Annotated in this window: 9 protein-coding genes; 2 read left to right on the forward strand and 7 right to left on the reverse strand. The window is 66.1% G+C overall.

The features are described from left to right. Positions 1-81: 81 nt before the first annotated feature. Both Poly30_RS19010 and Poly30_RS19015 read right to left on the reverse strand, forming a co-directional pair. Positions 82-1,329: an amidohydrolase family protein gene (locus Poly30_RS19010; RefSeq protein WP_419190383.1), complete on the reverse strand. Its 1,248-nt coding sequence runs from the start codon at positions 1,327-1,329 to the stop codon at positions 82-84. Positions 1,330-1,648: 319 nt separating this feature from the next. Continuing rightward, on the reverse strand, positions 1,649-4,927 hold the full coding sequence (locus tag Poly30_RS19015) for an Ig-like domain-containing domain (RefSeq protein ID WP_145200857.1): 3,279 nt from the start codon (positions 4,925-4,927) through the stop codon (positions 1,649-1,651). Between the two features lie 442 nt (positions 4,928-5,369). Between Poly30_RS19015 and Poly30_RS19020 the strand changes: the two genes are divergently transcribed. Next, on the forward strand, positions 5,370-6,653 hold the full coding sequence (locus tag Poly30_RS19020; RefSeq protein WP_145200860.1) for a hypothetical protein: 1,284 nt from the start codon (positions 5,370-5,372) through the stop codon (positions 6,651-6,653). Continuing rightward, positions 6,650-7,456, forward strand: coding sequence for a TatD family hydrolase (locus Poly30_RS19025; protein ID WP_145200863.1), 807 nt, complete (start codon positions 6,650-6,652; stop codon positions 7,454-7,456). The genes Poly30_RS19020 and Poly30_RS19025 overlap by 4 nt, the downstream gene beginning before the upstream one ends. Positions 7,457-7,536: 80 nt before the next feature. On the opposite strand, the gene Poly30_RS28705 is transcribed toward Poly30_RS19025, so the two are convergent. The 5 genes from Poly30_RS28705 to Poly30_RS19050 form a co-directional block, all read right to left on the reverse strand. Then, positions 7,537-8,298 (reverse strand): prepilin-type N-terminal cleavage/methylation domain-containing protein, encoded by a 762-nt coding sequence (locus Poly30_RS28705; RefSeq protein WP_419190384.1) that lies wholly within the window; start codon positions 8,296-8,298, stop codon positions 7,537-7,539. Positions 8,299-8,629: 331 nt separating this feature from the next. Further along, positions 8,630-9,874, reverse strand: coding sequence for a type II secretion system F family protein (locus Poly30_RS19035; protein WP_145200866.1), 1,245 nt, complete (start codon positions 9,872-9,874; stop codon positions 8,630-8,632). Between the two features lie 42 nt (positions 9,875-9,916). After that, the gene (locus tag Poly30_RS19040; RefSeq protein WP_145200869.1) at positions 9,917-11,620 is read right to left on the reverse strand and encodes a GspE/PulE family protein; all 1,704 of its coding nucleotides are present in this window, start codon (positions 11,618-11,620) and stop codon (positions 9,917-9,919) included. A 1-nt stretch (position 11,621) separates the two neighbouring features. Continuing rightward, positions 11,622-12,677 carry a type IV pilus twitching motility protein PilT gene (locus Poly30_RS19045; RefSeq protein ID WP_419190385.1) on the reverse strand — a complete coding sequence of 352 codons (1,056 nt, stop codon included), beginning with the start codon at positions 12,675-12,677 and terminating at the stop codon, positions 11,622-11,624. Positions 12,678-12,815: 138 nt separating this feature from the next. Next, positions 12,816-13,502, reverse strand: a complete 687-nt coding sequence (locus Poly30_RS19050) for an OmpA/MotB family protein (protein WP_419190386.1) — start codon at positions 13,500-13,502, stop codon at positions 12,816-12,818. Positions 13,503-13,509 lie beyond the last annotated feature (7 nt).

The following is a 13,509-nucleotide window of genomic DNA, read 5'->3' on the forward strand; positions in this document are numbered from 1 at the left end:
CTCGAGACTCGCCTCGCGGGGCCCCAACCATAAGGTCAGAGCTGCCATCGCCATAGCGCGTGGCTGCGGCTCTTTATGGTCTCAAGCGGAGCTAAAGTCTCGACCTGCCACCCATACGCCCGTGATGCGCGGCTCGTCCCGGGTCAAGACATCGAGGCACGTGGCCTCCAGAGCACCTAGATCGCTGGTTTCCCCCATCCGGGGATGAACGTAGGCGACGATGTCCGCCGCCCCATTCTCTTCGATTCGCCCGGTGACAGAGATGTCATCGAAACAGTACGCGCCGTTCTCCGTGGCCATGCGCCAGACCTCCGGCGCATCGAGCCCGAGCGATTCGCGGGCGAGACGCAATTCCCTGCGCATATCGAGCTGTTCGTTGCTGGCCCAGGAGTCCGTTCCCAGCGCGATTCTCACGCCGTGTGCGCGGTAGGTGCCAAGAGGGAAGGGCTCACGCCCGAAGAACCGATGGCTACCCGGGCAGTGCACGAGGGTGCAATCCATCGCTGCGAGACGCGCCGCCTCACCTGCCTGGGGATCATTCCCGTGGATGACGAGGGAATGTTCGAGTAGCCCTGCGCGCTGGAGCCGTTCGGTCCCCGACAGAAACGGACTCGGGCCGAGCCACGTTGCGAATGGCCCCTCACCGCGAAGAAGCCAATCCGTCTCGGCTCGCGTCTCCGCCCAGTGCACGGCCACGGGCAGGCGTCGCCCGGCCGCTGCAGCGCGCTGGCGCATCGCTCCGAGCTCGGCCATGAGGTCATCGCCCACCGTGTGGCTTCCGTGCGGCGAGAGACCCTGCCCGGCTTCGATCGCCGCACGGGCTCGTTCCAGCGCCGCTTCGGTGCGGGCCGATCGGCCCGCAGGCGAACCGTCCAGCACCTCGGCCAGGATCGTCACTCGGGGTAGACGCGCTCTCGATTCCCGGGAAACGGAACAGGAGCCGAGCGCCGCCGCTGTCGCACCCGTCGAGTCGATATCGATCACCGATGTCGTGCCGGTGCGTACGGCTTCCCGGGCGGAAGCAACGACGCCTTCTGCGATCGCCAGGGCGGAGAGTTCGGCGCGCGCGCTGACGACGCGCCCTACCCAGTCCGTGAAGCTGCCGGTCGAAGGGACCTTGCCACGGAGAGCTCCCAAGTCGAGGTGCGCGTGGGCGTTGACGAGGCCGGGCGCGAGGATCGTCCCGCGCTCTTCGGGCGTCAGCGTGCCTTCAGCCACGGGCTCCCAGCCCGAGATACGGCCGTCCGTGATCTCGAGGCTGAGTGAGCGACGGATCTCGTCGGCCGAGAAGACCACGAGTCCTGCCCGAAGGCTTCTGGTGTCGTCCATCGTCCCACCAGCATAGGACCGCACTCCGTGCGGGACACGCCCAGAACGAGCGCAGCCCACCCCCGACCCCTTGAGGGCCGAGGATGGGCTGCGCTCGTGACCACCAGCAAGGGGACACTGCCCCATGCCTGGGTTGACGCGCCTCCGCGTCAGCGGATGCGCCAGGGACTTGACGCGCCTCCGCGTCAGCGGATGCGCCAGGGACTTGACGCGCCTCCGCGTCAGCGGATGCGCCAGGGACTTGACGCGCATCCGCGTCAGCGGATGTGCCAGGGATATCGAACAGCGGGCAAAATGGAACTTTGCCCAGCCTGTGCGATCAGCGGGGGTCCGCTTCGATCCGCAGGTTGTCGACGCCGATCACCTGTTCGTCGATCAGGATCTGACCCGGGGTATCCGAGTTCACCGGATCGATCGTCTTGTCGAAGATCACGATATAGCGAATCATCGTCGGAGTGAACGGCGCGCCCGAGCTCGTCAGCAGCTGCTCGAGGTCAGCGGGATGGGAGACCCACGGCGTGAGCGAACCCGTCTGAATCTGGGCGTTCGGGAACTCGTCGATGTTGATGTCGCAGGGGCTAAGAAGCGTCTGGCCGATCGACCGCGCTCCCTGGAATCGGACCACGATCGGCGAGGCATCTTCGTTGATGCCCAGGTCGTAGCCGAGCAGGTTGCCGTGCTCCTCTTCCCAGCTCGGGCTGCCGTCGTCGGAGCCACGGAACGGACGGGAACCGGTCGCCGTCACGACGTCCATGGTCCAGCCTTTCGACTCGACGGTATTCGACATCGGGTCGTCCTCGCGGGCGCCCAGGGACTGGAACGGTCCCGGAGGACGGAACCAGCAAGATCCAGCGCCGCTGATCGAATCCGGCCGCAGGGTGACGACGTTGTTCGGGTCCGCCATCACGTAGCCAGGGGCGACGCTCAGGAACTTGAGGACATCCGACTCCAGACCGGATGGCAGCACGTTGCCGGCGAGGCCCATGAAACTGATCGTGCCGCTTCCATCCTCGAGTCGAATCAGTCCGGGGCTTCCGTCACCGCCGATCGTCGTCTGGCCCGTGGCGAAGTTGGCCCAGGGAGCGATACCGCCGGCCCCGCCGGAGACGTTGATCCGAGCGTTCGCACCGATCGAGAGCTGGGGCGCACGAACACGGACCGCTCCACCGGAACCGCCGCCGCCGGGCATTGCGAACGACCCCGGAGACTGCTGGACCGAGATGGCACTGCCGCCGTTGCCGCCGCTGGCGTTGACGGCGCCAGCGAGGTTGATCGAACGACCCGCGAGCAGCTCGACCGCGCCGCCTGCACCACCGCCGGAACCGGCGCTGTGGTCGTGCCAGGTGGTGAGTCCAACGATGAAGTCACCCATGCAGGTCGTGGTGACGGGGGTCAGGCCCGACAGCGTTCCGTAGGTGTGGTTGCCTCCGCCGCCGCCGCTGGCGCCGCCCTGAAGGTGGCCTTCGTTCCAGCGAAGGATCCGGCGCGAGTAGTTGATGTTGTCGATGTTCTCCATCGCCAAGCTGACCGTCGTCTGGCTGAACGTGTCCCCCGGTGCCGTCTGCCCGTTCACGGGGAAGTTGGCCGTGGGGAACTCTGGATTCGGAGATCCCACGCCGCCGGGGAGCGCGTAGCCGCCGCCGCTGCCGACGCCGCCGAGCTGGGCGCTCGAACAGACGGTTCCTCCGACCACACCGAGCGGGTCGGGTCCGATGTTGAAGTTGAGGCCAGCCAGCAAGGTGGCGTTGAGGCCATACCCGAACGGGTTGCTGGCCGGGAGCGCCACAGGGAACTCCGCTCCGCCGTTTCCTCGCCCGGGGTCACCCGAAAGCGTGCCCAGACCGATGCCGACGCCGGGTCGGCCGTTTCGAACGGAGTTGGGGTTGGCCACGCCGCCGATGGGGACGATGTCCGTACCGCCCAGATCCGCGCGATCTCCGCCGAGGCCGCCGGGGCCGGCATTGGGACCGCCCGCCGGGAAGTCGTCCGGGTTCGCCGCGAAGTAGTCGTCGTTGTCGATCTCCAGTGAGTTCCAGACCGGAGCGGACGTACCCGAGAGATCGATGAGCGCCGACCCCTCGACGATCATCTCACCGCGAACCAGGATTCGAGCCGGCTTCGAGCCCGTCAACATGAGGGTTCCCGACGGGGCGATCTGGAGCGTGGTGAATTCGAACACGCCGCTCGTCTCGGTGATCGTGCGCGGGTAGTCACCCATCGCATCCTGGTTGCCGATGACGTTGAGTCCGACGAAGTCATCGATCGGAAAGACCTGGCTGTCCGTGTTCAGGATGACGGTTTGGCCGGTCGCGATCCGCAGCGATCCGTGACGGCCGGTACCACCGGTCACACCCGGGGAAAGCACGCCACCGCCCCAAAGGGCGCCGGTGATGTTCTCGGCCTCTTGTGAACCGAGGGTGCCCGCGGAGAGGTCGAAGGACTCTCCGGCCTCCGAGGGAATGAAGACCGATTCGAACTCGATGCGCTCCGCCACGCCGACCAGGGTTCCGCCCCCCGTCGCGGTGGTCACCGGGCGCTGGACGATGTCGACCACGCTGGCCGGGATCCGGACCGTGATCAGGGCGGGCATCGGATCGTCGACCGAGGCCGCGGGGAAGCCGCCGGAGGGGACGAAGACGAGCGAGGTCGTCAGCAGCTCCTGATCGACGGTGACCGTGTAGTTTCCTTCGATCCGCGAGCGATCGGAACCGGCGGTGGCCAGGTTGCCGTCACCGTCGAGTTCGACGGCGATGAAGGGCGACGTCATGAACTGGTTGTTCGCGACCGTCGGGAGGTTCATCAGCTCGTTGAACTCGAAGTACACGTTCGAGTTGAGGGCGATGTTCTCGACCTTCGTGGCGAAGTCCGCGCCGAGTTGCTTGCGCGTGAGCACGGGGTTGCCGTTGCCGTCCAGGATCGGGTTGCCGCTCGTGTCCAGGGTGAGCGTGTCGACGAAGACCTCGACGCTCGGATCGCCAGGAACGGTGTCGGACACGCCCTGGGACGTGTCCACCGTGCAGAGCAGGCGGCTCTGGTTGGGCCGCCCCACGATGCTACGGATGTAGGGGCCTGCATCGCCTTGGGCGACGCCAGGGATCAGAATCTCGTAGCTGCGGTTGCGCAGGAACGAGAAGTTCACGCCGGTCTCGAACGAAACGGTCGGCCGGAAGATCACGCGATTGGGGTTGAGCGGATCCACGAAACGAAGCCCGTCCGGCGTCGTGCCGTTGTCCACGTCGATGACCTGGAGCGACGAGGCGTTCACGGTCGCGGGATCGATGGGCTCGGAGAAGAGAACCGAGATCTCCTGGTTCTCCGTCACGTCGACGATGGAACAGGAAACCGCGGCTCCGGAGGCCCCGTCCGTGCATGCGAGGGAGCATGACTCGATGAAAAGGTCGCCGGAGAACTCCGTACCCGCCGCACCGGTACAGCCGGAGAGGCTGGCCGCGAGGCCCAAGGTGCTGATGGCCAGACCCAGGGTTTGGACCCTGGAGAGGCTCTTCGACAGGGAACCGGGCTGGTCACCCGATTGGGGCCGCACACGGTGGGACTCCTGGTCGGAGGGCCGGATAGCGGCGGGACGCGTCAATCGCATGGTCATTCTTGGTGGAGATAGCCCTGGCCGCGGGAGAGACCCGTGGTCGGCCGTGGGGCGCTGGTTCTTGGCCAGAAGAGAGAAAGCAGCTCGGAGGAAAGGGTCGGGTCGAGAGCGGTCGGCACGGGGCCTGGGCTCGCGATGCGGGAACGCTCCCGGGGGGGCAGGAGAGACAGCGCTATCGCCCTCGGGCGGGAAGACTACTTGTTCTTCCTCACAAACGGGGGCGAGCAGCGAGCCCGTCCGGGCCCGTTGGAACGGGTCGTGGGGTGAGCTGATTCGGTTGGGGGGCCTACATACTGCGACGGGGATGGCAGCTTTGCCAAGTCCCTTGTCCCCTACCGCCGCCGATGGCGGTAGAAGTTTGTGCTGCCGCACGGGATCAGCCGCAGGCCGTGTGCTCACAAGCAAATCTCGATCCAACCCGATTCGCCCCGCAAGAATGTTCCAAGTCCCTTTTGATGGCCCGAATCGTGCGACTTCGCACAATCCGCCCGCAGGTGGGTCGCACGCCCAGGCCGAGCCCGACTCGGGCTGGCGCGCCAGCCTTGGCGGCCCCTGGAGCGTGAACTCCGCCGCCGCGTTCATGCTGTTCGCCGTCCTGGCCGTGGGAACCACCGGCTGCGACGGGCTGGATCACGGAGACGCGAACGCCCCGACGACCGAGGCGGCGGCCGACTCCACGGATTCGAAGAGGGCCGAAGGCGAGTCCACGGGGTCGTCGAACGCGGCAGGCCTGAAGATCGCTCCCCCGGTGGCGCGGAGGGACCGCCCTCGCCCCGGCAGCATTTCCGAGGAGGACTGGGCGAGCATCCAGGCGCTGCCACCGACTCGCTCGGGCTCGGACGAAGTGCTATTCCCCCCGGGCGACGACGATCTCATGGAGCCGCTCGTCGGGACGAAGGAGTTCAGCAAGCACGCGCTCGAGATCAACCCCTACGAGCTCATGCCGAGGGACCTCCCGATCGCGGACGAGCACCGCGCCGAGATCTACGAGCTGCTCGGGGAACTCCAGCCGCTCCGCGAGGACCTCACCAGCGACCACCACGACCGCCAGTTCATCCTCAACAAGCGCAGGATCGAAGCGCTGGAGAAGGACGATCGACCCGAGGTGGGCTGGGCCGCGCTCCACGCGTTCACTCGCTTCCAGGGGGACGACTTCCATCCGCGCCGTACGCTTCTGCGCATCGGCGCGCGCGTCTCGCCCAAGGAAGCCACCGGGCTCCTGAAGTCGCTCTCGTTCACCTATGGCTACCGGCTCGGGGATCGCGCCGAGGCCGTCCTGCTCCTGGCCGAGACGGACCCTGCCGCTCTCATGGAAGGGGCTCGCCCCTACCTCGAACGCAAGGGGCGCCCCTTCCAGACGGCGCCCAGCGACGAGTTCTACGCGCGCGCCTGGATCACGGCCTGCGAACGGACGGGAGAGAGCCCGGTTCCCATGATGTCCGAGGTCGCGATGAACATCGCGCTCGAGCCGATCGCGCGGTACGTGGCCTTGGAAGAGCTGGGCGACCACGGGGACGATCCGCTCGCGCGCGCCGCCCTCCAGGAAGCCCTGGTCGAGTCGACGGGCGACGGCTATCTCCGCCGCAAGGCGGCCCAGGGGATCATCAAGGGGTTCCCGAGCGAGGACGCGTGCGCGCTCCTGCAGGAAGTCCTGCGCAACGAGTCGGACCAGAACATGGCGCGCTTCCTGGACGACATGGTCCAGACCAACTGCCGATGACCGCCGACGCCAACGCGGGGAAGCTCGCGCTGTTCGACTCCCACTGCCACGTGTTCCGCGAGGAGTTCGAGGGAGACTTCGGGCCGATGCTCGATCGCGCTTCGGCGGAGGGCGTGCTGGGGATGATCGTCGTCGGGACGACGGCCGAGACGTCCGAGGTGGCGCTCGACCTGGCGTCGCGCCATCCGGGACTTCACGGCACCGCGGGACTCCATCCCCACGAGGCCGCGGCCTTCGGGGACGCGACGTGCGCGCGTCTTCGCGCTCTCGTCGAGCGGGATGACTGCGTCGCTGTCGGCGAGTCGGGCCTGGACTGGTTCAAGGAGTGGGCGCCGCGCGAGGCGCAGCTCGCTTCCTTTCGGTGGCACCTGGCGCTCGCCCGCGAGCTGGACCAGCCCATCATCATCCACTCCCGTGACGCACACGACGACACCATCGAGCTCGTGCGCGAGTTCCCCGGCGTCCGCGGCGTGATGCACTGCTTCGTGATGGGCGAGGAGGAGATGAAGCCGTACCTGGAAGCCGGGCTCTACATCTCCTTCAGCGGGATCGTGACGTTCCCTGGCAGTCGCGCGAATCAGGCGGCGGCGCGCGCGTGTCCTGACGACCGGCTGCTGGTGGAGACGGACGCGCCGTTCCTGGCGCCTGTCCCCCACCGCGGCAAGCGCAACGAGCCGGCGTTCTGCGCCGATACGCTTCGCTTCGTTGCCCGGGAGCGCGGAGTCGAGCCTGCAGCGCTGGCCCAGACCACCGCGGCGAACACGGCCCGGCTGTTCGGGCTCCAGCTCGGCGCAAGGGCCTGAACGAAACATGGGCGCTCCTCGCCAAAGCGAGGAGCGCCCATGCGCTAGGCCGCTAGTCGGCCAAGACTCTGGTCAGGCGATCAGTTGCCGACCGGCGTCCAGACGCGGCCGTCCTGGGCGAGGAGGCCCACGGTCGAAAGCGCGGGCTCGGAGCCCATGTCGAGAGGCGTGCTGAAGGCAGCATCGAAGGCCGGAACCGTGGCACCGGCGACACCGTTGTACGGGATCACAGCGCCAGTTGCCTGGTTCTGGGTCGCGATGACGTCGCCAGCCTGGTTGATCATGAAGGCACGGTTGCCGGTCTTGGTCGCCTGGACGGGCCAAGCGTAGCAGCACCACATGATCTCGCTGTTCGAACCGCCGGGAAGGACACCCGGGTTACCACCGACGCCTGCCTCAGCCACACCACCGATCGGGTTCGTGACAGCGGCGTTCGGAAGGAACATCTTGTAGTAGTAGCCCTGACGCTCGACGATGCCCTGGCCGTTGCCGTCAGGGATCACGTTGCCGAAGGCGACGGGAAGGTAGGTCGGGTCGAGCTGGACGAGGCCGATAGCCGGCGCACCACCGTTGAAGTCACGGATCGGCGCGGTACCGGCGAGTTCGCCGAAGTAGCCGTGCTCACCGCCGCCGTCAGCATCGGTGTCGATGGCTGCGGACGACTGAAGCTGCTGCTGCGCGGCAGCGATCGAACGAAGCGTTGCGACTGCAGCGTTCTCGTTAGCCGAGATACGTGCACTCACGAGCTTCGGGATCGCGACGGCAGCAATGATTGCGATAATGGCGACCACGATCATCAGCTCGATGAGCGTGAAGCCTGCTTTGTTGTTGTTGCGGTTCATCTTCTCCAAGATTCCCTGATTGTGGAAGGCAAGCCTTCCTGGGCCCCGCGGAGGGGTCCCTCGGTTGGTAGGTTCGGTTTCGAACGTGGCGGTCCCCTCCGCGGAGACCGTTCACGGTGGCTGACTGGTGAAGCCAGCCGCCACGGGGGATATCGGCGAGCCGTGACGGCGTTCTTGAGCCGTCGGAGAATGAATCTCGTCGAAATGCAGCCGGGAATCCCCTCGGTTCCGGCTGTGGGCGCCACGAAGAACGGCCGCGCCTCCCACGGAGTGGAAGGCGCGGCCGTTGCTGGCGATTTCCTGCCCCACGGGCGAGGAACGAGGCACTCGGTTACTGGTTCGACAGGTTGCTGACCATGTTGAGGATCGGCATGAAGATGGCCAGAACGACGCCGCCGACGATGATACCCATGAAGGCGATCAGAAGCGGCTCGATGAGGCTCGTCAGCGCCTTCACCTGGGCCTTCACCTGGCTGTCGTAGAACTCGGCAATCTTCTCGAGCAGCGTCTCGAGGGCACCCGTCCGCTCGCCGATCGCGATCATCCGGGTGACCATCGGCGGGAAGATCTTCTCTTCGGAGAGCGGCTCCGAGAGGAGGTTACCGTTGCGAACGCTCTCGGCCGAAGCGAGCACCGCCTTCGTGAGAACCCAGTTGCCCGAGGTCGCCGCCACGATATCGAGGGTGGCCATGATCGGAACACCCGAGCGAACGAGGGTCGCGAAGGTACGGCTGAATCGGGCCAGGCAGACCTTCTGGAACAGGGTTCCGAAGACGGGCAGGCGCAGGAGCAGCCGGTCGAAGGTGCGGACCCCGGCGGGAGTCCGCTTGAACATGACGAGCCCGACCGCGGCGGCGAACGAGCCGCCGAAGACCAGCGCCGCGTTGCCGCGCAGGAAGTTCGAGAGGTCTAGCACGAACTGCGTGATCGCGGGAAGGTCTGCGTCCATCGACTCGAACACGTTCTTGAACGTCGGCACCACCCCCATCATCAGGAAGACCGTGATACCGAGCACGAGCACCATCGAGATGACCGGGTAGGTCATCGCCGACTTGATCTCGCGCGACAGCTCCTCGGCGGCCTCCATGTAGTCAGCGAGGCGGTCCAAGATGATGTCCATCTGACCGGAGACCTCGCCCGCTTTCACCATGCTCACGTAGAGCGGAGTGAAGACGCGCGGGCACTGCTCCATCGCTGCAGAGAGGTCGGAGCCACCGCGGACGGAGTCCACGAGCAAGTCGCAGGTCGCCACCATGCCCTTGGAGTCGGCCTGGTAGCCGAGGACCTCGAGGGATTCGAGCAGTGAGAGGCCCGCGCCCACCATCGTGGCGAGCTGTCGGGTGAAGATCACCACCTCCTCTTTCTTGGCCTTCGCTTTGATCTTCGATCCGCGCTCCGGCTTCCCCGCCTCGGCGCGCTGGAACGGACGCTTACGCCCGCCCCCCTCGTCGAGCTTGAGGATGATCAGATTCTTCTTACGAAGCTCCGCGACGGCGTCCGCCTTGGACTCCGCAGAGATCGTGCCTTCGACGGTGGAACCGCCCGGGTCTTTTGCCGCGTACTTGAACTCAGCCACTGGATTCTATGCCTCTCGCTGGAGGGACCTTTATGAGAGGTGTCAGTCGTCGAGGGTGATGCGGAGTACTTCGGGGACCGACGTGATTCCCCTCAGCACGTTGAGAAGGCCCACGCGGCGGAGGGTCAACATGCCCTCCTCGATCGCCTGGAGTTTCAGATCGTCCTTGGACTTGCCCTCGACGACCATGCGGCGGAGCCGCGGGGACATCGAGAGGGTCTCGAGGATCGGGAACCGGCCCTTGTAGCCGGCCGTACATCGAGCGCACCCACTCGGGTTGGGCTCGAAGATCTCGATCGGCTTCGCGAAGTCTTCTTCGAGGAAGCCGATTTTGAGGAACTCCTCCTTCGGAGGATCCTCGACCCGGACCTTGCAGTTCGGACAGAGGCGGCGACCGAGTCGCTGTGCGCAGATGCAGAGAATGGAACTCGACACCATGAAGGGGTCGATGCCCATGTCGATGAGACGCGTGATCGTCGCGGCCGCATCGTTCGTGTGCAGCGTGGACAGCACGAGGTGCCCCGTGAGCGCTGCTTTGATGGCGATGTTGGCCGTCTCCTGGTCGCGGATCTCGCCGACGAGCACGATGTCGGGGTCCTGTCGCAGGATCGAGCGGAGCGCGCCGGCGAACGTCGTGCCTCGCTTCGGGTTGACGGGCACCTGGTTGATGCCGTCCATTCGATACTCGACCGGATCCTCCACCGTGGTCACGTTGACCTCGGGGGTCGCGACGGCGCTCACACAGGAGTAGAGCGTCGTCGACTTACCGGAACCGGTCGGCCCGGTGACGAGGAGCATGCCGTAGGGCGAATCGATGGCGACCTGAAGGTCGTCGAGGGACTTCTGCTCGAAGCCCATCGCGTCGAGACGGAGCGCGAGGTTGCCGCCGTCCAGGATTCGGATCACGGACTTCTCGCCGCCAACCACCGGCAGGATCGAGAGTCGGAAGTCGATCGTCCGTCCCTGGTACTTGATGCGGAACTTGCCGTCCTGGGGCGCGTTGCGCTCGGCGATGTCGAGGTGCGCGAGGATCTTCAGGCGACTGGAGAGCGCCGGAAGGAGCGACTTGGGCGCGCGCATGACCTCGCGCATCCGGCCGTCGACGCGGAAGCGGATCCGGACGTTCTTCTCGCCCGGCTCGACGTGGATATCGCTGGCCTTTTCCTTGAGCGCCTGGAGCACGATCGCGTTCGCCAGCTTGACGGCGGGAGCGTCCTCGCCGACGGCGTTGAACTCGATGTCCTCGGCCTCGCCCTCGTCCGACTTGACCTCGAGGTCCTCCGCCCCTTTGACCTCGTCCATCAGGTTGTCCACCTGGGACTGGGCGCCACCTTGCTGGGCGTTGAGCGCCGCCATCACCATCGGCCGGTGCGAGAACACGGGCCGAATATGACAGTGCGTCATCCGCTTCAGATCATCGAAGAGGAGGACGTCGAAGGGATCGGAGACGGCGATCGTCAGAACGTTGCCGTTGCGCGCGATCGGAATGAAGGCTCGCTCGCGGCAGAGCTCGGGAGCCACGGTCTCGACCACGGACGAATCGAACTCGACGCGACGCAGGTCCACCGGAGCGATGCCTGCGGCGCGTCCGAGCATCTCCATGAGCGCCGGTTCCGAGAGCTCTCCCCCGTTGAGGAGAGCCTCGATCGGGTCACCCTTGGCAGCGACGGCCTTGTTCCAGGCCTCCTCGGAGACGAGGCCCTCGTCGACGAGAAGGCCTCTGACTTTGGACGAGATCGCAACCATGTCAGGCGGCCTTCAGCGCGCTGTGAAGCTCCTTGGTGTCCGAGAGGACGCGCTCGGCTTCCTTGAGCCTGACCGCCCCCGACGTCACGAGGTTGGCGAGGGACTGCGACATGGTCATCATGCCGAGCGATGCACCGGTCTGGATGTGCGAGTAGATCTGATGCGCCTTGTCGTCGCGGATGAGCGCGCGGATACCGGGCGTGGCCATCATGATCTCGGAGGCCATCGCGCGACCGTCCCCGCGGGAGTTAGGGACCAGCTTCTGGCTGAAGACGGCCTCGAGCGTAAACGAGAGCATCGTCCGCACCTGGTCCTGCTGGTCGGCAGGGAACACGTCGATGATCCGGTTGATCGTCTGGACGCAGTCCGACGTGTGCAGCGTGGCGAACGTCAGGTGACCGGTCTCGGCGAGCGTGAGGGCCGCCTCGATGGTCTCGTGGTCGCGAAGCTCGCCGACCAGAACGACGTCGGGGTCCTGGCGCAGAACGCTCTTCAGGGCCGCCTTGAAGCCCTTGGTGTCGTCGCCGATCTCGCGCTGCGTCACCATGCAACGCTTGTGCTGGTGGACGAATTCGATCGGGTCCTCGATCGTGATGATGTGATCGTTCCGCGTGGTGTTGATGTAGTCGATCATCGCGGCCAGCGAAGTCGACTTGCCCGAACCCGTCACGCCCGTGAAGAGCACGAGGCCGGACGCGAGGTTGCAGATCCGGGTACAGACGGCAGCGGGCATGCCCAGCTGCTCGAAGGTCGGCGTCCCGGTCGGGATCGCGCGCAGAACGCAGGCGACGGCTCCGCGCTGGTAGAAGGTGTTCACGCGGAAGCGGCCATAGCCCTCGATTCCGAAAGAGCAGTCCACCTCGAGATCGCGGTCGAGGCGCGCGATCTGCTCGGAGTTCAGGATGCTCGTCGCCAGACGGCGTGTCGTCTCACCGTCGAGCGGTGGGTGCTCGACCGGCATGAGAGTGCCGTTGACGCGCACGCGCGGCGGACTTCCAACGGAAATGTGGAGGTCGGAGCCGCCCTGGCGCACCAGGAGCGCCAGGAGTTCTTCCATCGTAATCATGAGTCGAGCGGGGTCGAGGGGATGCTGGACACTCCTGCATCGGCCAGCCTCGGCTCAGGACTAAAATGAAACGGCCCGCCGAAACCTGCTGGTTTCGACGGGCCGTCCTCGAACGGGAAAATCTTTCCGTCAGTTCACGTTCTTCACGACGATCTCGACGCGACGGTTCTTCGACTTGTTCGCGTTGTCGTTGGCCGCGATCGGGTCGTACTGGCCGTGCCCGACGACCACGAAGCGGCGATCCGGAACCTTGCCCTCGGTGACGAGGAATTCGAGAACCGCCATGGCGCGGGCGATCGAGAGCTCGCGGTTCGACGCGAACTTCGATTTGCGGATAGGGTCAGCATCGGTGTGCCCCTCGATGTAGAAGCGCGCGCCCTCGTCGAAGTCGGACTTGAGCCTCGCCGCGACTTTCTGGAGGGCGCTCCGGCCGCCGGTGGAGACGGTGGCTTTCCCTGAGCCGAACGTCACCTCGGCCGGGACGGAGATCACCGTGTCGACCCCGCGCTGGCCCGTCGTGATGCCGAGCTCCTCGAGCTCGGGGAACGCCACGAACTCGGTGGTCTGCGGGGCCACGAAGGCGGCCTCGTTGGGTCCGGCGGTCGCCATGCGGGACTCCGCCGAGGAAAGCTGCATGCGGAGGTCGTCACGCTCGTAGCTCAGGAGGTCGAGGCGCTCCTGAAGCTCTGTCTTGTCGGAGCGCAGGGTGGCGATCTCGCGATCGCGGTCCTCGACGGCCATCCGCATCTGGGACTCGGAAACGCAGCTCGTCAGGGCCGGAAGGAGGACCGGCAGGGCCACGAGCAGGAGCGCCATGGAACGG

It is taken from the genome of Saltatorellus ferox (assembly GCA_007751475.1).
In the GTDB taxonomy this organism is placed as follows: domain Bacteria; phylum Planctomycetota; class UBA1135; order UBA1135.

Excerpts from the sequence above, each read along its gene's own strand:
- Poly30_RS19040 (WP_145200869.1), bottom strand. The coding sequence starts at position 11,620 with ATGGTTGCGATCTCGTCCAAAGTCAGAGGCCTTCTCGTCGACGAGGGC.
- Poly30_RS19010 (WP_419190383.1), bottom strand. The coding sequence starts at position 1,329 with ATGGACGACACCAGAAGCCTTCGGGCAGGACTCGTGGTCTTCTCGGCC.
- Poly30_RS28705 (WP_419190384.1), bottom strand. The coding sequence starts at position 8,298 with ATGAACCGCAACAACAACAAAGCAGGCTTCACGCTCATCGAGCTGATG.
- Poly30_RS19020 (WP_145200860.1), top strand. The coding sequence starts at position 5,370 with ATGTTCCAAGTCCCTTTTGATGGCCCGAATCGTGCGACTTCGCACAAT.
- Poly30_RS19050 (WP_419190386.1), bottom strand. The coding sequence starts at position 13,502 with ATGGCGCTCCTGCTCGTGGCCCTGCCGGTCCTCCTTCCGGCCCTGACG.
- Poly30_RS19025 (WP_145200863.1), top strand. The coding sequence starts at position 6,650 with ATGACCGCCGACGCCAACGCGGGGAAGCTCGCGCTGTTCGACTCCCAC.
- Poly30_RS19015 (WP_145200857.1), bottom strand. The coding sequence starts at position 4,927 with ATGCGATTGACGCGTCCCGCCGCTATCCGGCCCTCCGACCAGGAGTCC.
- Poly30_RS19045 (WP_419190385.1), bottom strand. The coding sequence starts at position 12,677 with ATGGAAGAACTCCTGGCGCTCCTGGTGCGCCAGGGCGGCTCCGACCTC.